General features: G+C 70.5%; 15 protein-coding genes. 8 read left to right on the forward strand and 7 right to left on the reverse strand.

Annotation, left to right across the window (positions count from 1 at the left end):
- Positions 1-807 (forward strand): ATP-binding cassette domain-containing protein (locus VNS22_RS23765; RefSeq protein ID WP_325736918.1); only part of this gene is annotated, 807 nt, incomplete at its 5' end.
- Between the two features lie 10 nt (positions 808-817).
- Here the strand turns inward: VNS22_RS23765 and VNS22_RS23770 are convergent.
- From VNS22_RS23770 to VNS22_RS23780, 3 genes are all read right to left on the reverse strand, one after another.
- Positions 818-5,839, reverse strand: coding sequence for a translocation/assembly module TamB domain-containing protein (locus VNS22_RS23770; RefSeq protein ID WP_325736920.1), 5,022 nt, complete (start codon positions 5,837-5,839; stop codon positions 818-820).
- 88 nt (positions 5,840-5,927) lie between these two features.
- The gene (locus VNS22_RS23775; RefSeq protein ID WP_325736922.1) at positions 5,928-7,832 is read right to left on the reverse strand and encodes an autotransporter assembly complex family protein; all 1,905 of its coding nucleotides are present in this window, start codon (positions 7,830-7,832) and stop codon (positions 5,928-5,930) included.
- A gap of 374 nt (positions 7,833-8,206) precedes the next feature.
- Complete coding sequence (locus tag VNS22_RS23780; protein WP_325736924.1) at positions 8,207-9,016, reverse strand: metallophosphoesterase family protein; 810 nt, start codon at positions 9,014-9,016, stop codon at positions 8,207-8,209.
- A gap of 242 nt (positions 9,017-9,258) precedes the next feature.
- Here VNS22_RS23780 and VNS22_RS23785 point away from each other — a divergent pair, with 242 nt between their 5' ends.
- The 3 genes from VNS22_RS23785 to VNS22_RS23795 all read left to right on the forward strand — a co-directional run bounded on the left by VNS22_RS23785 (position 9,259) and on the right by VNS22_RS23795 (position 12,694).
- Entirely contained in the window at positions 9,259-10,563 is a 1,305-nt protein-coding gene (locus tag VNS22_RS23785; protein WP_325736926.1) for an outer membrane beta-barrel protein, read from the forward strand.
- Between the two features lie 136 nt (positions 10,564-10,699).
- Positions 10,700-11,299, forward strand: coding sequence for a polysaccharide biosynthesis/export family protein (locus VNS22_RS23790; RefSeq protein WP_325736928.1), 600 nt, complete (start codon positions 10,700-10,702; stop codon positions 11,297-11,299).
- An 81-nt stretch (positions 11,300-11,380) separates the two neighbouring features.
- Positions 11,381-12,694: an AmpG family muropeptide MFS transporter gene (locus VNS22_RS23795; protein WP_325736930.1), complete on the forward strand. Its 1,314-nt coding sequence runs from the start codon at positions 11,381-11,383 to the stop codon at positions 12,692-12,694.
- On the opposite strand, the gene VNS22_RS23800 is transcribed toward VNS22_RS23795, so the two are convergent.
- Positions 12,681-13,721, reverse strand: a complete 1,041-nt coding sequence (locus VNS22_RS23800; protein ID WP_325736944.1) for an SPOR domain-containing protein — start codon at positions 13,719-13,721, stop codon at positions 12,681-12,683. The two genes, VNS22_RS23795 and VNS22_RS23800, sit on opposite strands and share 14 nt — an antisense overlap.
- A 125-nt stretch (positions 13,722-13,846) precedes the next feature.
- Here VNS22_RS23800 and VNS22_RS23805 point away from each other — a divergent pair, with 125 nt between their 5' ends.
- Both VNS22_RS23805 and VNS22_RS23810 read left to right on the forward strand, forming a co-directional pair.
- The gene (locus VNS22_RS23805) at positions 13,847-15,016 is read left to right on the forward strand and encodes a tetratricopeptide repeat protein (protein ID WP_325736931.1); all 1,170 of its coding nucleotides are present in this window, start codon (positions 13,847-13,849) and stop codon (positions 15,014-15,016) included.
- A complete protein-coding gene (locus VNS22_RS23810; protein ID WP_325736932.1) occupies positions 15,013-15,762 on the forward strand; it encodes an SDR family oxidoreductase in 750 nt (249 codons plus the stop codon). The genes VNS22_RS23805 and VNS22_RS23810 overlap by 4 nt, the downstream gene beginning before the upstream one ends.
- A 34-nt stretch (positions 15,763-15,796) precedes the next feature.
- Here the strand turns inward: VNS22_RS23810 and VNS22_RS23815 are convergent, their stop codons facing one another.
- Both VNS22_RS23815 and VNS22_RS23820 read right to left on the reverse strand, forming a co-directional pair.
- Positions 15,797-17,623: a diguanylate cyclase domain-containing protein gene (locus VNS22_RS23815; RefSeq protein WP_325736934.1), complete on the reverse strand. Its 1,827-nt coding sequence runs from the start codon at positions 17,621-17,623 to the stop codon at positions 15,797-15,799.
- Between the two features lie 106 nt (positions 17,624-17,729).
- Positions 17,730-18,965, reverse strand: a complete 1,236-nt coding sequence (locus VNS22_RS23820; protein ID WP_325736936.1) for a penicillin-binding protein activator — start codon at positions 18,963-18,965, stop codon at positions 17,730-17,732.
- A gap of 37 nt (positions 18,966-19,002) precedes the next feature.
- Between VNS22_RS23820 and rsmI the strand changes: the two genes are divergently transcribed.
- Together rsmI and VNS22_RS23830 are read left to right on the forward strand one after the other, a co-directional pair.
- Entirely contained in the window at positions 19,003-19,902 is a 900-nt protein-coding gene (gene rsmI / locus VNS22_RS23825; RefSeq protein WP_325736938.1) for a 16S rRNA (cytidine(1402)-2'-O)-methyltransferase, read from the forward strand.
- Positions 19,899-20,252, forward strand: a complete 354-nt coding sequence (locus tag VNS22_RS23830; RefSeq protein ID WP_325736940.1) for a YraN family protein — start codon at positions 19,899-19,901, stop codon at positions 20,250-20,252. The genes rsmI and VNS22_RS23830 overlap by 4 nt, the downstream gene beginning before the upstream one ends.
- On the opposite strand, the gene VNS22_RS23835 is transcribed toward VNS22_RS23830, so the two are convergent.
- Positions 20,246-21,301: AsmA family protein (locus VNS22_RS23835; protein ID WP_325736942.1), on the reverse strand; the 1,056-nt coding region annotated here is incomplete at its 5' end. The genes VNS22_RS23830 and VNS22_RS23835 overlap by 7 nt on opposite strands.

A 21,301-nucleotide genomic window follows, 5' to 3' on the forward strand; every position in this document is an offset into this window, starting at 1 on the left:
GGTGGAGGCCCCGGCATGAGCGGCACGCCCGCGGTCCAGGTCCAGGACCTGGCGAAGACCTATCGCGCAGGCTTTGCCCTGTTCGGCCGCAGGCGGCCGCCGGTGACAGCCCTGGGTGGCGTCTCGCTGGCGGTGGCGTCGGGCGAGACGCTCGGGATCGTCGGCGAATCCGGCTGCGGCAAGACCACGCTCGCCCGCTGCCTGGTCGGTCTGCTCCGCCCGAGCAGCGGTCAGGTCCTGGTGGCGGGGCAGCCGATCGACCGGCTGGTGGCACAGGGGCCGGCCGCACTCGGCCGCTCTGTCCAATATGTGTTCCAGGACCCGATCTCGTCCTTGAACCCGCGCCGGACCATCCGGCAGACGCTCGCTGTGCCGCTGCGCTTCCTGGCGGGCCTGCCTGCGGCCGATCACCTGGCCAGGCTGCAGGAGCTGATGGCAGGGGTGGGGCTCGACCCGGCCATGCTCGACCGCTACCCGCACGAGTTCTCGGGCGGGCAGGCGCAGCGGATCGCCATTGCCCGCGCATTGGCCGCAGGTGCCCGGGTGGTCGTGCTGGACGAGCCGGTATCGGCCCTGGACGTGTCGGTGCAGGCCCAGGTGCTGCGCCTCCTGGTGGAGCTGAAGGCGCGCCACGACCTGACCTATGTGTTCATCAGCCACGACCTCGCCGTGGTCGAGGCGGTGGCCGACCGGGTCGTGGTGATGTCGGAAGGGGCAGTGGTCGAGGAGGGCCGGCCCGAGGAACTGTTCTCGGCACCCAGCCATCCCTACACCCGCCGCCTCGTGGCCTCCGTGCCGCGCCTCTAGCTGGGCATTCTCAGTAGTCGTAGCGCCACTGGACGCCGAAGCCGCTTTCCGCTTCCTCCGTCGTTTCGGTCTGGACGGTGACGTTCGGCGCCACCTCGACCTCGACCACGACCCGGCCGGAGCCCGGCGCCACGCCGCGCTCGACCTGCAGGTACACGTCCTCCGAGATGTAGCGGCCCGCCTTCACCGAGGCATCCTCCGGGCTGGATCCGCCGAACTCCAGCGTGTCGACGCCCAGGCCCTGGCGCAGCCGGTCGAAGATGCCGGGTCCCCCGCCGCCGCGCAACGTGTTCACCGCCGCGGCCAGACGCAGGCCCTGGGCCGGGCTGATGGTCGACAGGTCGCGGCCGAACAGGATCTCGGCCATGATCTCGTCCTGCGGCCGCACCGGATCGCTAGTGAGCTCCAGCTGCGGATCGCTGGCCCGCCCGGTGACCTTCAGGATGCCGGTCAGGGTGTTCGCCTTGAACTCCGCGGCGATGTCGAGCTCCGGGTCCGGCGGTACCCCGCCGTCCAGGGTCACCCGCCCGGTGGTCAGGTTGAAGCGACGGTCCAGGAAGTCGATGAAGCCGCGCCGGAACTCGATCTGGCCGGTCACCACGGGCTCCGCGACGGTGCCGGTGGCCTGCACCCGGCCGCCCCACTCCGAATCGAGCCCGCGCCCGCGCACGAAGATCCGCTCGGGCATGTCCACCACGACGTCGAGATTGACCGGATAGGGCGGCGCTGGCCGGCCGTTGCGGCCGTTCGCCTGCCCGCTGCCGTCGTCCACCTCGATCACCGGGATCGACCGCGCCCCGCCGCCCATGTCCTGGATCGAGATGTCGGCCCGGTTGATCCGGATCCGGCCGATCAGATCGGCTGCGCTGCGATCGCCCCGGGCCTCGAAGGTGCCGCTGAGCTGGGCCTGAATCTGGTCGCTGGAGATCGGGCTGAACTCTTCGAAACGCAGCTGCGTACCGAACGGCAGCGCCGGGTCGCCCAGATTGGCTTGGCCTGTGCCAGTCAGCCGGCCGGACCGGCTGCCGTTCGCCGACAGCTCGGTCAGCTCGATCCGCTGCCCGCTCGCCCGGACCGTCAGGTTCAGGTCGCGGATCGCCACCCCGCTCGCGACATCGGCGAACCCGCCCTGGCGGACGTCGATGCTGCCATTGGCCTGTGGCTGGAGGATGGTGCCGCCAAAGCGCAGGTCGCTCACCAGCCGGCCGGCGATCTGCTGACCGTCCAGGGCGGCGAACCGGCCGACCCTGGCGAGATCCAGCGTGCCGGTGAGCGAGCCGCCGATCGCACCGTCCATCGGCAGGTCGACCTCGAACGGCTGCAGGGCCAGGCGCAAGGGCAGGTCGGCCACCAGGCGCAGCGGCTGCTCGTCGAAGCCCTGGAGGTCCAGGGTGACGGTCGCCTGGCGGCCGGTGGTCTGGGCGGCAAGGTCCAGGTCCAGTGGTGCCGGCGGTGCCCCGGCCATGTCCTGCACGCTGAGGCCGCGGCCGGCCACGGTCAGGTCGAGGCGCGGTGCCGTCGTGCTGCCGGCGATGGCGAGGCCCGCCTCGACCGTACCGGCCAATGGCGGCGCACCGAGCTGCGTCAGCGTCGCGAGGTCCAGGCCCTCCAGCCGCAGCCCGCCGCTCGCCGCCGTGCCGACGAGGCTGGCATCGCCGGACACCCGGGCCTGGCCCAGCCGCAGGTCGAGATCGGCCAGCCCGGTACGGCCGGGCGCCAGCTCGACCCTGGCGGGTTGTTCCAGGCGCAGCGGCAGCTCGGCGAGCTGGCCCTCCAGCCGGGTCAGGTCCAGCCGCATTACTTCGCCGCTGCGGCGGATCGTGGTGGCGGCGTCCAGGGTCACCGGGACGAAGGCATGGCCGCCGGTCGAGAGTGTCACCGCCAGAGCGTCCAGCGGCCCCTCCGCCCGCACGGTGGTGCGGTCCAGGTCGACATCCGGGCGCGCCAGGTCCAGCGCCACCAGCTGGGCGTCGACTCTTGGCGTGCCCAGGAGGTCGGTGAGCCCGGCCTGAAGGTCGAGGCTGCCGAGCTCGATCACGCCCGGCAGGGCGATGCTGCTGCCCTGCACGCTGGCCCGGGCCGACTGGCCCCGGTCCCGCTCCGCGCGCAGGTCCAGCTCCAGCCTGCCGGACAGCGGCTGGCCCACCAGCGGCTCCAGTTCGGCCAGGCTGTCGACGCCGCCGACCAGCCGGCCACTCGCGAGCGGGCCGGCCAGATCGACCGCAAGGTCACCGTCCAGCCGCGCCTGGCCCGGTCCGCGCAACTGCACTTGGCGGAGCTCGACTTGGTCGCTCTTCTTGGCAAAACCGGTCTTCAGGGTCAGCGGCGTCCGGTCGGCCAGCAGCGCCAGGTCCAGCATGCCTTCGGGTGCCTGGATCAGGTCGGCCGCATCGAGCGTGGCATGGACCCGGCCCAGCGGCCGGCCGGCCGCCTGGACCTCTTCGCCGGCCAGTTGCAGCCGCACGGCCGGATGGTCGAGGTCGCCGCTGGCGGTGGCATCCAGGGTCAGGCTGCCGGCCAGCTCGGTGCCGGCGGCCGCCGCCGCCCTGGCAAGGTCGGGCATCTCCGCCCGCAGCGTGCCGGCCAGCCTGCGGTCCTCCAGGCCGAGCTCGCCCTCGCCGGTGAGCCCAATGGCCGCAGTACGCAGGTCGAGCGAGTCCAGCCGGGCGGTCCTTCCGGAGCCATCCTCGGCCGTGGCGAGCCCGCCATGGGCCTCGAGAATCAGCTCCTGGCCCAGCAGGTCGGCGAACCGGGCGGGCAGGCCTGCCAGCTGCTCGGCACGCAGGGTCAGCCGTGCTGCCGGCTGCTCCACCGTCCCGTCCGCCACGACATCCAGCGTCGCCCGCCCAGCCGGCTCGCCGCCCAGCCAGCGGCCGAGAAAGCCAAGTTCTGCGGCCTCGCCTTGGAGGTTTGCCGCCAGCGTGCCGTCGGCCGGCTGGAAGCTGCCCTCGCCGGTAATTCCCAGGGCCGCCATGGTCAGGTCCAGCCGGGACAGGACCAGCCGGCCGTCATCCGTCCTGGATGCGGCTGCCGTCAGTGCCGGCGAGGCACCGACCAGGTCGGCCAGATCGGCCGGCAGCCCGCCAAGACCGGTGGTGGTGAGCGCCAGCTCGGCTGCGGGCAGGGCCACCGTGCCGGACGCCTGGACGTCCAGATCCGCCTGCCCGGCCAGCTCCATGCCTGCCAGGGCCGAAAGCGCGCTGAGATCGGGCACGGCACCGTTCAGGCGCAGGTCGAGCGGTCCGTCCTCCAGGGCGATCTGGCCCCTCCCGGTGAGCTCGGCGGCGCGGAGGCGGGCGGTGAAGCTGTTCAGGGTGATGTCACGGGAATCATCGATCACCGCATCGGCCGTGACGGTCACCGTGTCGCCCAGGAGCGGCACGAACTCCGCCGGCATGCCGTCCAGCCCGGTCAGCCGGAGGTCGAGCCTGCTGGCCCCATCGCCGCTGCCGCCATCGGTCAGGTCGATCTCCGCGTCCAGGGCGGCCTGGCCGTCCAGCGACTTCCAGCCCTCGGGCAGAAAGGCGGCAAAGCTCGCCAGGGACGGCACCGTGCCGTCGAGTGACGCAGTGCCGACGAGCGTGCTCGTGTCGAGATCGGCCTGGCCAGTCAGCTTCGCACCCAGCCCCGCCAGGTCCAGCGTGTCGATCCGCACCTGGCCCGCGCGTGCCGCGGCACCGGTGGCGGCCAGTGTGACCGGGCCACCATCGCCCAGAGGCTCTCCCGCCAAGGTAGGTGCGTCCGCCGCCAGCCGCAGATCGAAGCTGCCGCCTTCCAGGGGCTCGCCTAGCGCCGAATCGGCCTGGAGGGACAGGTCGGTCTGGAGCTGTGCCAGGCCCAGCCGGTCCAGTGCCAGCCGCTCGCCGCGCAGGCTCAGGTCAGCGGCGGGCCGTTCGCGGGTGCCGGCCAGGCGGAGTGTCGCCTCGGCCGAGCCGGCCAGCTCGGTGCCGGCGAGTGGTGCCAGTGGAGCCAGCTCCGGAAGCTCGGCGGTCAGCGTGCCAGCCAGCTCGCCGTCGCCCGCTGGCACCCGCAGGCTGCTGCCGTTCAGCGTCGCCGCAGCGAGCCTCGCGTCGAGCTGCTCCACCAGGATCGAGCCGTCGCCCTCGACCGTGGCCGCCAGGTCGAGCTCGGGCTGCTCGCCTACCAGCGGCGCCAGGTCCGCCGGCAGAATCCCTTCCGCCGGGCGCAGGATGGCGTCCATGCCGAGCGATGCCCGATCGGTCAGGCCCAGCCGCAGGTCGCCATCCAGGGCCGCGACCTGAGCCAGGTCCAGGAAGAGCCGGCCCCGCCAGTCGTCGAGCGGGCCGTTGCCGTTCAGGTCGAGCCTGAGGTCGCCGGCCTGTGGGAGGCCGGCCAGCCGGCCGATCAGGCCACCTGTCTCGTGGCCGGCGAGGTTCAGGTCGAGCCGCTGTGCCGCCAGATCGACCGACGCCATCAGGTCCAGGCCGAGCGTCGCCTGGTCGATCCGCTGCAGGGCGAACCGGGCATCGGCTCTTTGGCCCTGGTCGCGCGTGGCAGTGTCGCCGGTCAGAGCCAGCACCATCGGCTCACCCAGCAGAGGCTGGCCCAGCTCGATGCGCTGGGCGGCCAAACGGTCCACCCGGAGGGAGGGCAGGACGCGCGGCAGGCTGGCCGGATCGGGCAGGGAGAAGGGTTCGGGCGGCGGCTCCGGCGCCGTCGAGACCGGGGCCCGGGCCACGGCGACCCGGCCGGCACTCAGGTCGCGGACATGAACCCGGCCCCCGAACAGCTCGGTCCAGGCTAGGTCCAGGTGCAGGTCCTCCGCCTCCAGCCACACGCCATCCCGGTCGGCGATGCTCAGGCTCCTGATCGCCGGAGAGAACGGCAAGCTGCCGCGCAGCCCGGTGATGCGGATCTCGCTATCGCTGCCGGCCGTGAGGCGCTGGGCAGTGTCCGCCAGATAGTCCTGCACCGGCGGCAGCTGGATCGCCGCCAGCAGCAGCACCACCAGACCGAGCGGCACGGCCAGCAGGGCGACCACAAAGGCGAAAAGACGACCCAGCCAGATCAAGAAGACGATCCTCCCGCAGCGGCCTGGCGCGGGGCCTGGCCGTGGGTAAACGATGGGATGCCGCCGGGCTTGCGCCAAGCTGCAGCGCTCAGAAAGCCTGGCCGATGCTTACATAGACCTGGTAGGCATCGTCGATGCCCTTGCGGCGATCCAGCGGCACGGCCACGTCGAGCCGCACCGGGCCGATCGGCGTGTAGTAGCGGGCACCGATGCCGGCACCCAGCCGCAGATCCCCGCCGGAGAACGGGGTGGGATCGGCGAAGGCGGAGCCCGCGTCCAGGAAGGCGACCATGCCGATCGTGTCGGTGAACCGCCAGCGCAGCTCGCTGTTGAGCTCGACGATCGACAGGCCGCCGATCGGGTCGTCGTTTGAATCCAGCGGGCTCGCCAGCTGGAAGCCGATGCCGCGCACCGAGCCGCCGCCGCCGGCATAGAAGCGCTCGTCGGGCGGGACGTCGTCGATGTTGTCGGCAGTGATCGTGCCGATCGAGCCGCGCAGCGCCAGCACGACGCGCCGGCTGCGGGTGAGGCTGAAATAGTGGCTGTAGGTGCTACGCGCCTTCACGAAGGCAGCGCCAGAGCCGAGCGTATCGAAATACGGGCCGGCATTGAGAATCATCCGCCCGCCCCGGGTCGGGTCGAGGATGTTGTCGGTGGTGTCCCAGTCCAGGCCCGCCGGGAACGAGACCAGGCCGTAGGTCTCGCGCTCGCCGGCCTGCTCGACGTTGGAGAGCCGGTAGGCCACGCCCAGCGTGCCGGTCATCCGGTTGGCGAGCCGTCGCTCGATCGCGGCACCGAGCTGGATCGAGTCGCTGGTATAGGCCTCGACGTCCTCATGCGAGATCGAGCCGTCGATCAGCAGGCTCTGTCGGCGGGAGAAGAAGTCTGGCTTGCGGAACTGGCCGCTCAGCGCATAGCGCTCGGCGGACACGAGGCCACTCAGGCTGACCCGTTCGCCGGCACCGAAAAAGTTGCGATGCTCCCAGGAGAGTGACACGCCTAGCCCTTCGTCGGTCCGGTACCTGGCTCCGGCGGCGATCGAGCGCTGGGCCCGCTGGGTCGCCTCGAAGGTGACCGGCAGCCGCCCGGTGGCATCGAGCTGGTCCGGGGTCACCACCTGGACGGTCGCGAACAGCTGGGTGTCGATCAGCTCGCGCCGCGATTCCTCCAGCACGGCCGGGGTGAAGGGCTCGTTCTCGTGCACGGTGAGCCGGCCGCGCAGGAAGCGCTCGTCGATGCCCTCGATGCCGGTGAGCGTGATCTCGCCGAACCGGGCAATCGGGCCGACATCGACCACGAAGGTCACGTCCAGGGTCGCTTGGCTCTGGTCGAGCTCGGCTCGCCGCTCCTCTGCGGTGGCGAATGGATGACCGCGCTCGCGCAAGAGGCGGACCAGCCTCTGCTCGGCATCCAGGATCCGCTGGGCATCCACCGGCTCCCCCGCCTCCAGCCCCAGATCCCTGATCGTGGGCAGGTCGGCGCCGGCCGGCTCCTTGCCGACCACCTCGATGCCGAGCTGGCCCAGATGATATCGGCGGCCCGGCTCGAGGGTGAAGATCAGCCGCCGGGCGGGAGGCGTTTCTCCGGTGGCTTCGGCCTGGGCTGCCGGTGCCGCGCCTGCGGCGGGAGAAGGTGCCGCGGCCGCCTCGGGTTCCGCCAGCTCGTCGCGCCATTGCACGGTCCCGTCATAATAGCCGAGGGAGTGCATCGCGCGGGTGAGGTTGTCGATGTCGCGCCGGGCCCGCTGGGTGAGCACCAGCTCGTCGGCGGGCGGCCGGTCCTCCTCGTTCTTCGTCACCGATGCCTGGTCCAGCAGTGCGGCCAGCTCGTCGCTGATCGGGCCCTCGAACGTCACGGTGTAGGGAATCCCCGGACCCGTCTCGACGCCCGGCAGACCCTCCTCGTCCTCGCCCGCACAGCCGGCGAGCGCCAGCAGTCCAGCCAGGACGAGGCTGCGGCAGATGCGCCGGCCGATCCCTCGGCAGGCTCTCACGCCGTTCCTGCCATTGGGAGATGCTGCAGGTCCGGGACGTGCCGATCCTGCGAAGGGGCAATCATAGTATTTCTTACTTTTGTATCGTTATTTCGACCGGGATGCGAAGTCGGCAACAGAATAAGCTCTGCTGCCATAAATGCATATGGATGGAGCCGTTGAAGTCCGATGGGTGCACGATTTTCCTGGGGCATCAAGGTCTGGCATCGGCAGGGTCGCATGCATCTGGAGAGCGGGTGGCCGAAGGGTCACAGCAGGCCCGTCAGCGTGGATGCGCCGACGCGGGCGGTTCCCGCCCGGCCTGCCCATGATCCTGGGGTCATAGGGCCGCCACGGCAACTTCATCGCTCCACCGAACAGCCGGGACGTGCCGTTCAGGCCTCACCGGTGCTGGTCTGCAGGTACCAGCGCCGATCCTCTTCCAGACCAACCGCACTCAGCATTCCGGTCCATACGGCGCCGGTGTCGATCCCTATCCGGTGCCGGCGTTCGACCGGCTGCTGCTCGACCGTGTGGCCGTGCACCACGACCTTGGCGAGTTCGCTGTCATGGCTGAGAAAGGGCTCGCGCACCCAGAGCAGGTCCTCGACGTTCTGCTGGTCCAGCGGCCGGTTCGGCATGATGCCGGCATGGACCATGAAGTAGTCGCCGATCGAGAAGCCCAGTTCCAGGCTGCCCAGAAAGCGCCGATGCGCCTCGGGCACCCTCGCGCGCATGGCGACCTGTGCCTCGCGAAAGCGGGCAGGCTCGGCCTTGGCGGGGTCCATGCGTACTCCGTAGCTGAGCAGGGTCGCGTCGCCACCATGCTTGTACCAGCTCGGCCCGTAGGCCGGATCCTCCAGGAACTCGCGGAGCCACAGGTCGTGGTTGCCCAGGAGGTGGATACCCTCGAAGCCATCCGGTGGGCCGGCGATCAGGTGGTCGATGACCTCGCGGCTGTCCGTCCCGCGATCGACATAGTCGCCCAGATACACGATCCACGGGCGGCAGCCGTCGCCGCGGGCGCGGTGGTCGGCCTCGATGATCGCTTCCAGCTGGCGCAGGAGGCCCAAGCGGCCATGCACGTCGCCTACCGCATAGACCCGGATGCCCCGCGGCAGGCGCGCCGGCCGTCCGGCCACCGACGGCACGGGCGGACCGACCTCCTCGCGCTCACGGCTCTTGCGGAACAGCCTTCCAAGCAATGCCGCCTACCTTCCCGCGCCGTCACCACTGCTTGTTGCCCGACGGGCACAAATGGCGCCTGCCGGGATACCCGGCGCCCCGCGACCGCTATAGACGGCGGCAGGGTCGGTTGTCAGCGCCGTCTTCGGATGTCTAAACAATCTCCGATCGAGATGCACCGGCGGTTACACCCCGGGCGCTTACTGTAATGCACCTCCTGCCGGAACCGGGCGGAGATGACGAAGGGTAGAGGATGGCCCCGATGCGCTGGACCTTGCTGACCACGACCGCGGCGGGGGCGCTGACCGTGCTTTCCGGCATGGCGTCGGCTCAGGACACCGGTGCGCTCGGTTCGGCGCAGCAGGCGCTGGACAACGAATACCAGATCCAGGGACAGGAGGTTGATCCGAACGTGCCGGTGCAGGACCGGTCGCGCCCCGACTATGACCCCTTGGGTATCCGGCGTGGCTCGTTCTTCTTCTTTCCGAGCATCGACGCGTCGGTTGGCTTCGACAGCAACGTCAATGCCACGGAGGATGACGAGAAGAGCGACGTCATCCTGGGTCTCACGCCCCAGGTCAGCATGAAGACCGGCTGGTCGCGCCATGAGCTGAACGGCAGGGCTTATCTGGACGCTGCGAAATATCTAGACCAGGATGAGAACGACTTCGTCGACTACGGCCTGCGCCTCGGCGGCCGCTACGACGTGTCGCGCGCCGGTGCGTTCCGCGGCAACGTCGCTTACGACCATCTGCATGAAGGCAAGGACGACGACGACCGGATTACGCTCGGCGACGCCGACGTCGTCGAGTACAATCGCTACACCGCGACCGGCGGCTACTCGCACCGCTTCAACCGGATCATGGTCGGCGGCAACCTGATCTACCGCCTCTATGACTGGGACTCGTTCAATGCCGGTGGGGTGACGGTCAACCAGGACTACCGCAACCGCCAGGAATATGGTGGCAACCTGCGCCTGACCTACGCTGTCTCGCCCAGAATCGGCCTGTTCACCCAGGCAGATTATCTTTTCTACAACTATGACAATCCGAGCCCGGGCGGCCGCGAGCAGGATTCGGAGAAGTATGGCCTGAGCGTCGGCACGACGGTCGACTTCACCGCCGTCCTGTTTGGCGAGGCGAGCATCGGCTACGTCAAGCAGGCCTACAAGGGCGATACGTTCGACGACGAGGACGGCGTCTCGGCGGATGTGGGGCTGACCTGGAACGTCACCACCCTGTCGACCCTGCAGCTCGAGGCGTCGCGTGACTTCCTGCCGTCCAGCACCGGCGGCTCCTCGCGCCTTGCGACGGATGTGGCCCTGAGCGGCTACCATGAGCTGCTGCGCAACCTGATCCTGAACGCGCACCTGCGCTACAGCAACCAGGACTACAAGGGCAGCGACCTGGAGAAGGACATCTACGAGGGCGGGGTTGGCGCCGACTACCTGATCACCCGCAACTTCTCCGCCGGCGCCGAGTACGTCTACCGGCAGCAGGACTCGACTGCCGACGGCGGCGACTTCGACAAGCACCTCGTGCTGCTGCGGCTGAGGGCGCAGATGTGATGCAGCGGGATGCCTGGGGTAAGATGACCCAGGCGTTGCCGAATCCTTGCCTAACCTCGCAGCTCGACCCCAAGATGGCGGCCGGCAGGGCCGCTCCTTGGGCCCGTCCGGTCGACAGAAGCTGGGACAATCCGCGATGATGCGTTCGATGACCACCAAGCTGGCGCTGCTGGTGCTGCTGGCCCTTTCTGCCGTCGGTCTATCCGCATGTGGTGGTACCACCTCCACGCCATCCGACGTGGTGGGCTCGGCCGAAGCGCCGGAGATGTTGCCCACGCCCGAGTACCAGTTGGGCAGCGGTGACCGCCTGCGCATCATCGTGTTCCGCCACGACGACCTGTCCGGCGAGTTCCAGCTGGATGGCACCGGACGGTTCGCGATGCCGCTGGTCGGCACGATCAACGCCAACGGCCTCACCACCCGACAGCTCGAGGAAGAGATCCAGAAGGCCTACGAAGAGGGGCAATACCTGATCTCCCCGCAGATCAGCGTGGCGGTGACCAACTTCCGGCCGTTCTACATCACCGGCGAGGTCAACCGACCGGGTTCCTATGAGTATGTCGATGGCATGACGGTCGATCAGGCGATCTCGCTGGCCGGCGGATTCGGCTACCGCGCCTCGCGGGACGAGGTGATGATCAAGCGCGGCGGCTCGGGCGCCCAGGCGGTGATCGTGAGCGGCAGCCAGCGCGTCTCGCCCGGTGACATCATCGAGGTTCCGGAACGCTTCTTCTAAAGCGCCGGAGATCTTCGAATATCGGCGTCACGGCCGGCCGCACCTGCGGCCGGCCGTGACGCGTTCCATCGGGTGGGCGGCATGAAGGCCTATCTCGACTCGCTCGCGGCCTACCGGGACCGGCGGATCCTCCTCATCCTCCTGCTGGGCTTCTCCAGCGGCCTGCCGCTGCTCCTGGTCCTGTCCACCCTCAGCGCCCGGCTGCGCGACGCTGGGCTCAGCACCGGCACGATCGGCCTGTTCGCCTATGTGCTGGCACCCTACAGCTTCAAGTTCGCTTGGGCGCCGCTCGTGGACCGGCTGCCGCTGCCCGGCCTCACCCGCCTGCTCGGGCGCCGACGATCCTGGCTGCTGGTTACCCAAACCGGCCTGATCCTGTCGATCGCGCTCCTGGCGATGGCCGACCCGGCCACGGGCACCGCCGGCCTGGCCATGGCCGCGCTCGCGGTGGCCTTCTTCTCTGCCAGCCAGGACATCGTGGTGGATGCCTGGCGGGTGGAAGTGCTGCCCGAAGAGAAGCTCGGGGCCGGTGCGGCGGTCGTGGTGATCGGCTATCGGCTCGGCATGTTCGCGGCGGGTGCCGGTGCCCTGTTCCTGGCCGACCGGATCGGCTGGACCGACACCTATCTCGTGATGGCGCTGCTCGTGCTGGTGGGATGCGTGGCAGCACTGCTGGCGCCGGAGCCCGCGGTGGCCCCGGCCCCGGCCGAACCGTCAGGCAGCTGGCGCAGCTGGATCGAGCAGGGGGTGGTGGCGCCGTTCGCCGACTTCTTCCAGCGGCGCGGCATGGCCGTTGCCGGCGTCATCCTCGCCTTCATCTCGCTCTACAAGGCCTCCGACGTCATGCTGACGCTGATGGCCAACCCGTTCTACCTCGACCTCGGCTTCACCAAGACCGACATCGCCGAGGTGTCCGGCACGTTCGGCCTGTTCGTCGGCCTGTTCGGCGGGGTGCTGGGCGGGGCGCTGGCCTTCCGGCTGGGCCTGCTGCCAGCCCTCCTGGTCAGCGGAATCCTGCAGGGCGCCTCTAATCTGGCATTCGCCGCCCTGGCCGTGATCGGGCCGGTCAAATGGGCGTTCTACCTGGCCATCCTGGCAGAGAACCTGACCGGCGGTATGGGCACTGCCGTGTTCGTGGCCTACCTGTCCTCGTTGTGTACGGTTCACTTCACCGCCACTCAGTACGCGCTCCTGACCTCCTTCATGCAGCTGTTCGCCAAGTTCGCGGTGGTGCCCGCCTCTGGCTTCATCGCCGAGGCGCTGGGCTGGCCCGGCTTCTTCATCCTGTCCGCCGTGTTCGCCTTGCCGGGTCTCCTGCTGGTGCTCTGGCTGCGCCGACGGGTGGCTGTCGCCGACCGGGCGGCACCGCCGGCACTGCCCGTCAGTTCCGGATGACCACCCGGCACTCGCCGCCCGCCTGCTTCAGGTCGCTGCACAGCCGCTCCGCATCGCTGCGCACCGCATAAGGCCCGACCAGGAGCCGATAGAACCGGCCGCGCCCGGCGATCTCCACCGAGGTCGTGGGCAGCCGCTCGGCCTGAGCAAGGTGGGCAAAGCGCTGGCGCAACTCGTCCCAGGCCACATCCAGGTCCGCCTCGCTGCGCAGCGCCATCAGCTGCACCGCGAAGCTGCGCTCACCGCCGCCGGCCGCGGGCTCACTGCCGCGCTGCCGGGCGGTTGGTGTGGCGGGTACCGCGGCGGGCATTGCGGCCGGTGCTGCGGCCGGCTCCACCGCCGCGAGGGCGGCCGGCCGCTGTGCCCTCATCGGGGCATCGGGCACTGCGGCAGCGTCGTCGTCCGGCTCGGCGGCGACCGCGGCCTGTGCCACCGGCTGCGGCGGCAGGGCGCGCAGGCGGGCTTCGGTCGCCCGCATTTGCCGGGTGAGCGGATGACGGTCGCCCAAAGCACGATCGACGATGTAAGCGGCGCGGGCGGCGAGTGCCTGGGCGATCCTGGGGTCGCCCGCGGCCGCCTCAGCGAGCGCCAGATTGTAGGCCGCGCGTGCCGTGTCCGGATGGTCGCTGCCGCGTGCCTTCTCCACGGCTGCGAGTGCTGCCCGGTGTGCGGCCAGCGCCGACTTGCTGTCGCCCTTGGCCGCCAGTACCAGACCCAGATTGTTCAGTGTCGTGGCGGCCGCGAGGGAGTCGGCCTCGTCCTGCGCCTGATCGATCGCATAGGCGCGGCGCAGCAGCCGCTCCGCCTCCTCGAGATCGCCCTGGCGACGAAGTGCCTCGGCCAGATTGTTGAGGTCGAGGGCCAGCTCCGGCGATTCAGGGCCGAAACGCTGTTCCGACAGCTGCGCAGCTTGGCGCAGCGCCGGGATCGCCGCATCCAGATCGCCGCGCCGATACAGGTCAACGCCCTTGAGGTACGCATCGACCAGCGGATCCTCGGTTGCTCCTGCGACCGTGGGCGTTGACACGAACAAGAACACCATCGTTACCAGGACATGGATGACGTGCCACGTCGATTGTAGGATGATGGCTGCTGCCTTTAGCCTGCGCACCAACAGGAACTCCCGCAAGACATGTCGACGGACGATCGCTCGTGCCCTCCAAGAGTCTAGCCCGGATCGGCCGCGATATCAGCCTCGCCCTCGTGACCGCCGCAGCGTTCGGTGCCTCCGCCGTCCTGGCGGCGGAGGGAGCGGCCGAAGCCTGCCGCACCGAGGTCCGCCACCCGGGCTTCCGGATCGATGCCTGCACCGACGCGCTCGTCCCCCTGCCGCCCGACGACCGCGCCACCCGTGCCGAGTTCCTGCGCTATCGTGCGCTGGCCCGCCGGGCGGTTGGTGCAGTGGACGAGGCGCTGGTGGATCTGGACGAGGCGATCGGGTTGCAGCCGGATCATGCCGGCGCCTGGCTGATCCGGGCCGCGATCCGGGCCGATCTCGGCCGGGTCGATGCGGCGCTGCGCGATGTGGAGGAGGCGCAGGCCCTGAGCCCGCGCTCGCCGCAGGTCTGGCGCCGCAAGGGCGTGCTGCTCGACCAAAAGAGCGAGTTCGACCATGCCTATGCCGCGCTCAACCGCGCCCTCGAGCTGGATCCGCGCTATGCGGAGGCCTTCTTCGACCGAGGCGACCTCCTGCGCCGCGAGGGCTATCTCGCCGAGGCCACCGCCGACCTCACCACGGCGATCGAGCTGGCGCCCAGGATGGCGGCGGCATGGAATGCCCGGGGCAGTGCGTGGGCCAACCTGGACGATGACAAGCGCGCGCTGTCCGACTTCGACCAGGCGATCCGGCTCAGGCCCGACTTCGCTGCGGCCTATGTCAACCGTGCCTCGATCCGCTGGCGGCTGAACGACACCGACAATGCACTGGCCGACTATGGCCGGGCGATCGAGCTGGAGCCCACCAACATCGATGCCTGGCTCAACCGCAGCCGCGCCTTCGAGGCGCTCGGGCGGACGGAGGAGGCACGGCACGACCTGGACATGGCCACTGCATTGGGTGCCAGGCGCCGGAGCGTCCAGGCGGAGACGGACCGGGCGACTGACGACGATGACGCCGGCTTCGCCCGGGAAGGGGCCTTCTACGTGACCACGAGGGCGGTCAACTACCGGGTCGGCCCCAACACCCGCTCAAACCGGCTGGGCAGCCTGAACAGCGGTGAGCGGGTGCAGGTGGTGGGCCAGCGCGACGGGTGGCTGGAGGTGGTGATCCCGGACGGCGGCAGAGGCTATATCTGGCACGAGTTCCTCGAGCTGGAGCGATGACCGCCGGGAAAGGGACCGGTTTTGTGCCACGGCGGGCACTGGTCACCGGTGCCGCGCGCCGGCTGGGGCGGGCCATGGCGCTGGCACTGGCCGAGGACGGCTACGACCTGGCCCTTCATGTCCGTGCGGTCGACGACGATGCCGAGCGTCTGACCAGCGAGATCCGGGCACTGGGCCGCCAGGCGGCGCTCGTGCCGGCCGACCTGCGTGATCTCGCGGCCGTAGCATCGCTGCTCGCCACGGCCAACGACCTTCTGGGGCCGCACGGCGTGCTGGTGAATTGCGCGGCCGTGTTCCCCGACGACCGGCTGGCCGATCTGGAGGCTGGGCAGCTCGAAGAGGTGCTGAGGATCGACTTGGTGGTACCCATGCTGCTGAGCCAAGCCTTCGCCCGCCAGCTGCCTGCGGGAGCAGGTGGGGTGATCGTCAATCTGCTCGACCAGCGGATTCTGCGGCCCAGCGGCCGGCGCCTGTCCTACACGCTGGCCAAGTCCGCCTTGTGGACAGCCACCCGTATCCTGGCCCGCGAACTCGCACCTTCGATCCGCGTGGTCGCGATCGGGCCGGGCGTGGCGATCCGTGACCCGGACATGGACGATGCCACCTTCAACCGTCTGGCGGAACGGGCACCGCTCGGCGGGACGGGCGACGCTGCGGCGATCGTGGGCGCGCTCCGCTACCTCCTCCAGGCGGAGGCAGTGACCGGCCAGCTGCTGCTGCCCGACGGGGGCATGCATCTGGGCTGAGGTCGGCCCATAGGCCGGAGCCGGCGTTTCCCGTTCAGACGGCCCGGCGCATCGCGATCCGCAGCCATGGCAGGCAGAGATCGTCGGCCGGCAGGCAGGCGACGGCGGTCTCGACCGCACCGACCCCGATCCGGCGCGCCTGCTCCATCCGCGCGGGTGTGTCGGCTCCGGTGGCGATGCTGTGGATCTTCAGGCGGTGAGCGAGCGCGGTGACCATCTGGAACAGGGTCAGCCGGTCGGCCGGTCCGTCTGCGTCCAGGGCGCTAGGGCAGAGCCTGATCGACGAGGGGCGCACGGTGGTGAACAGACCGGCGGCCATGGTGCCGGCGCCGAACCGGTCGAGCGCTACCGGCACGCCCGCGCGGGCGAAGGCCGCGGCACCCTGGCCGCCGGTCTGGGCATCCTCGACCAGCAACTGCTCGTCGATCTCGATCTCCAGCCGCTCGGGCGGGACCGACTGCCGACTGACCGCGGCTGCCATGCGGTCCGCCAGGCCGGCCCAGGCCAGACGCCGGCGCGACAGCATGGGCAGGGTGATATGCACCTCGCCGAAGCCATGCCGCCGCCAGTCGGCGAGCTTGCCCGTCGCCGCCAGCAGCAGCCGCTCGGTCAGCTGATCCACGGCACCCGCCTCCTCCACCAGCGTGCGCAGCGCGAGCAGGTCGAGCAGGCCGCGGCGTGGGTGACGCCAGACCGGCCGCATCCCCATCGCCACGCGCCCGCCATGCAGGGCGACCTGTGGGCGCAGCACGAACGACACGGCGTCGGTGGCCATGGCGGCGGCGAGCTCCTCCGCATCGGGGCTGGCCAGCGGTCGGCTGTCGTCGTGCCAGCAGCAGCCGCTGCCATCCGCGCGCTTGGCCCGGTACATCGCGGCATCGGCCAGCCGGATCAGGCGCTGGGCCTCCAGCGCGTGGTCCGGATAGATCGCCACGCCGATGCTGGCGGTCACCTGGGCCGGCTGGCCGTCCAGGTCGATCGGCGGCTTCAGCGACTCCAGCAGCTTGCGCACCACCACCGCGGCATCCTCCGGCCGGGCGATGTTGAGCAGCAGCACGCCGAACTCGTCGCCGCCCAGCCGCGCCACGGTGTCGCTCTCGCGTACCCTGGAGCGCAGCCGCTCGCCCACCCGGCGCAGCAGCTCGTCGCCGCCCGGGTGGCCGAACCGGTCGTTGATCGACTTGAAGTCGTCCACGTCGACCAGCAGCAGGGCGAGCTTGCCGCCGCTGCGCCGCGCCAGGGTCAGGCCGTGATCCAGACGGTCGCGGAACGAGGCGCGGTTGGCCAAGCCGGTGAGGTCGTCGCGCCGGACCGCCTGGTAGAGCTGCCGGTCGCGGCTGGCCCGGGCCAGTGCGGCCCGTACCGCGCGGTCGAGGGTCTGCAGGTCGAGGTCGGTGGCGTCCAGCACGTCGGCCACGCCCAGGTCGACCGCACGCTCGACCAGGTCGTCCGCCACGCCGGCGCTGGCCAGCACGATCGGGACGGTGAGCCCGGCGGCGCGCAGGGCGCTGAAGGTCGCCATGCCGCTGCCCAGCGCCGGCTCGGCCGTTACGATCACCAGGTCGAAGCTCGTCCCGTCCAGCCTGAAGTCGAGCGGTGGCTCGGCGAGCCAGTGGAAGACATAACGCTCATTGCCGGCATGCTCGAGCAGCAGGCAGATCGTCTCAGTGGCGTCGGCATCCTCGCCCAGCAGCAGGACCCGGATGGGTGCCCGCCGCTCGACATGCCGGGCGGAGGTCCACCGTGCGGCGAGGCTGGCCACGTTGGTGGCATGGCCGAGCAGCTGCGGCCCGCGCCACGCCCCGGCCATCTCGAAGAGGCCGGATGGCGACCTGTCACGCGGACCATTGTCCTGCACCATGCCGCATCCTGACGTGCCGAGCCTTGGTCACGTTTCGGTAGACCAGTCCGGACGGAGGCACAAGTGTAAGTTGATTTAGCTTGGATAAACTTAGCCGGAACGTGACTTAATAACTGCTGCCGCCCAGCGTCGCCATCCCGCGGTCGAACAGGGTCGGGGCGGGGTCGACCGGACGCAGCGTACCCTGATTCACTTCCATGACCGCCAGCCCGCGCTCCGTTCGGCCGTCGGGCAGGAGCCTGAAGATGCCGGCACGGCCGAGAAAGCCCTGGCTGTCAGTGTAGTGGGTGGGCTCGAGCGGCCCCAGCCGCGACAGGCCGGCTACCATCGCAGTGGTGTCATAGGCCAGCAGCGCCAACGGGCTGGGCGACCGGCCGTACACCTGGCTGAAGCGGTTGGCGAACTGCTCGGAGGCTTCCGGGGCCGGGCCGGCGAGCCAAGCTCCCTGCAACTGCGGGTCGCGCAGTGCCGATGGGTCGTCGGCCAGGCGCATGGTCGCCAAGTGCCGGATCTGCATGGGATCGACGTCGTGATAGGCCAGCAGCGAGGCCACCGCACGCAGCCGGGCACCCCCGTCGGCCAGGAGCACGGCACCTCCAGGCGGTGGCGGCGTGGCTGGGCGCTGGCCGTCCGACGGCACCACGCCCAGCGCCCGGGCGACCCGGCCCACGGCATCGCTGGGCGTGCTGTCGGCGGGCGGATAGGTGGCGATTCCGGCCGGTTCCAGCCCGGAGGTGGTGGCTGCCTGGCGAAAGGCCTGCACCGCCTTCTCGCCATAGGCATCTGCCGGAGCCAGGGCCCCTGCGCGGCTGACGCCGTTCTGTGCGGCGAAGCGCACCACCCGCTCCACCTGCTCCTCGGGCTGCAGCCCCAGCACCCAGACACCAGGCCTGGCCACGCTCGAATCGTTGGAAAGCGAGAGGACCTCGACATTCGCCTGGGCGGCGATCGGCGTAATGGCCGTAGTCGAGCGGGCGAACAGCGGCCCGATGATCACGTCGGCGCCGCTGGCCACCGCGGCGCGTGCGGCCACCATGGCACCCTCGGGTTCGCTGCCGGTATCGAACGGCAGCAACTCCAGCTGGTTCTCCCCAGCGTCGAACAGGGCCATCTGTGCCGCGTCCATCAGGTCCTGGCCGATCGCCTCGGACGGGCCGGACAGGGGCAGGAGCAGGGCGGCCTTGGGCGGTCCCTTCGGCCCTTCGGACAGCGGTGTCACCGCTTCCGGCGCCGGCGGCGTCTGGCGCCAGGGAACCGGGCGTTGCGGGGCGCAGGCCGCCACGAGCATGATGCCGGCCAGCGCGACGGTGGCGGCGAGCGGTGTCGTCTTGGCAGGGCGCATCCGGCGATCACCTCAAAGGGTCGAGGAAAGGGCAGACGTGGCGAACGAACCGTTAGGCGGGTTCGACGAGCGGGAAGCTAGCGGAACCAGCGCGAAAGGAGAACTCGCGCCTGGTCTCTATGTGGTGGCGACCCCGATCGGCAATCTGGGGGACGTCACCGCGCGGGCACGCGACGTATTGGCGGGTGCCGATCGTATCCTGTGCGAGGATGCGCGGATCTCGCGCCGCCTGCTCGCCCATCTGGGTGTGAACCGTCCGCTGCAGCCCTATCACGAGCACAATGCCGAGACGGTCAGGCCAAGAGTCCTGGCCGAACTCGCCGCGGGTGCGAGGCTGGCGCTGATCTCGGACGCAGGCACGCCGCTGGTCTCCGACCCGGGCTTCAAGCTGGTGGGGGCGGCGATCGCCCAGGGCAGCAGCGTCTGGCCAATCCCGGGCGCTTCTGCACTGCTGGCGGCCCTGGTGGTGGCCGGCCTGCCGACCGACCGGTTCTTCTTTCAGGGCTTTTTGCCGGCCAAGGCGGCGGCCAGGCGGTCCGCCCTGGCCGAGCTCGCCGCGGTGCCGGCGACCCTCGTGGTCTACGAGGCGCCGCACCGGCTGGCCGAGGCGCTGGCCGACGCCGCGGAGGTCCTGGGGGCACGGCCGGCCGCGGTGTGCCGGGAGCTGACCAAGCGGTTCGAGGAAACCGTGCGCGGCACGCTGCCCGAGCTGGCGGAGCACTTCGCCGGCCAGGGAGCACCCCGGGGCGAGATCGTGCTGGTGATCGGCCCTCCCGCTGCCCAGCCGGTGGAGGTGGACGACGCCACGCTCGCCGCCGCCTTCGCGGAAGCGGCCGCGAGCATGGCTCCCCGTCAGGCGGCGAGGTTCGTGGCAGCACGCTTCAACTTGGACGCGAACGCCGTTTATCGCCGGGTGGCGCGCAAGGACGGTGCGTGAGCGCGGACGAGGCCGGCCGGCGGGCGGAGCGACTGGCGGCATTCTGGCTGCGCCTCTGCGGCTGGCGGATCCTGGCCAGGAGGTTCAGCACCCCGGTTGGCGAAATCGACCTCGTGGTGCGCCGTGGCAGGGTGCTGGCCTTCGTCGAGGTCAAGGCCAGGCGCAGCCGTGCCGAAGGACTGGACGCACTGCGCCCGAAGCAGCGGCGGCGCTGGCGGCGTGCTGCCGAGTACTGGCTCTCCGGCCACCGGGTCGATCCTGCCACCGTCCTGCGCTTCGACCTCGTGGTGATCGCGCCCTGGCGCCTGCCGCTGCACCTGGCTAATGTCGAGGACGGCGCTCCCTACTGACGTTTGCCCAGCAGCCCTTTCAGCAGATTGCCGGCTTCTTCGGGGATGAGCGGCTTGCCGTCCTTGCCGCCCAGCTTGTTCACCTGGTCGAGCACCCGGTTCACCGTCTTCGGATCCTTGGCCAGCGCCTCCAGGGCGGCGTCGGCATCGACGCTCACGCTCGGGCCGCTGAACGGGCCGGACACCAGGATCGGCACCTCGGGGATCTGCCCCAGCACGCCACCGCGTCCGGGCACGGGCTTGGGGATCAGACGCATCTCCTCGATTCGCTGCGCGCCCAGGTTCAGGCGGGCGGTGCCGCTGATGTTGGCGAGCGGGGTCTCGGCCGCCAGATCGTCGGTGCGCGCGATCCCGTTCGCGATCGTGAAACTGGCGCCGGCACGGCCGAATGGCGTGCTGCCGCCCGAAAGCCCCCCCTGGGCCAGCCGGGCCGCGACCTGCACCGGGTCGCCGGACAGGCGCGCCAGGTCGAAGCCGTGGACCACGCCGTTCAGGAGGGTGACGTCGGCCTTGCCATCCAGCCCGCCCATCAGGCTGCGGGCTGTGCGCGCGTCGCCGGCCAGATCCGCATTCAGCGCCATCCGCCCGTCCAGCCGTTCCTGCTGGGCCAGGTCACGCAGCAGCGGGGCCACCTGCAGGCCGGCCGCGGCAAGCTTGATCGCCACCCTCGGCACGCCTTGGGCATCCGCCGCCGTGTTCACCCGACCGGTGATCTTGCCGCTATAGGCCTGCGCTTCCACCAGGTTGAGCAGCACGAAGTTCGGGCCCGAGGTCACCCGCACCCGGGTGGGACCGAGCGTCGCCTGCGGCGCCTTGATGCCCTTGGCCGCGACCGCCACGTCCAGGTCGAGCGGCAGCGAGGTCGGCAGGTTCAGGGGCTGGTCGAGCGGATCGGGGGCAGGCCCGTCACCGGAGGCCGGCGCGGCCGGTGCCGGCGGCTCACCGGTGCTGGCCGGTGCCGGCGGCGGCATCAGCCGGGCGACGTCGATCACGTCCGTGGCGAACTCGCCGCCGAGCTTGGGCCGGGCGGCGGCCCCGTCGAACCGCAG

Origin of the sequence: Geminicoccus sp. (assembly GCF_035556675.1) — a bacterium.
GTDB lineage: Bacteria > Pseudomonadota > Alphaproteobacteria > Geminicoccales > Geminicoccaceae > Geminicoccus.

Coding starts and splice junctions, on each gene's coding strand:
- VNS22_RS23815 (WP_325736934.1), bottom strand. CDS start 17,623: ATGGTGCAGGACAATGGTCCGCGTGACAGGTCGCCATCCGGCCTCTTC.
- VNS22_RS23790 (WP_325736928.1), top strand. CDS start 10,700: ATGATGCGTTCGATGACCACCAAGCTGGCGCTGCTGGTGCTGCTGGCC.
- VNS22_RS23820 (WP_325736936.1), bottom strand. CDS start 18,965: ATGCGCCCTGCCAAGACGACACCGCTCGCCGCCACCGTCGCGCTGGCC.
- VNS22_RS23785 (WP_325736926.1), top strand. CDS start 9,259: ATGCGCTGGACCTTGCTGACCACGACCGCGGCGGGGGCGCTGACCGTG.
- VNS22_RS23795 (WP_325736930.1), top strand. CDS start 11,381: ATGAAGGCCTATCTCGACTCGCTCGCGGCCTACCGGGACCGGCGGATC.
- VNS22_RS23810 (WP_325736932.1), top strand. CDS start 15,013: ATGACCGCCGGGAAAGGGACCGGTTTTGTGCCACGGCGGGCACTGGTC.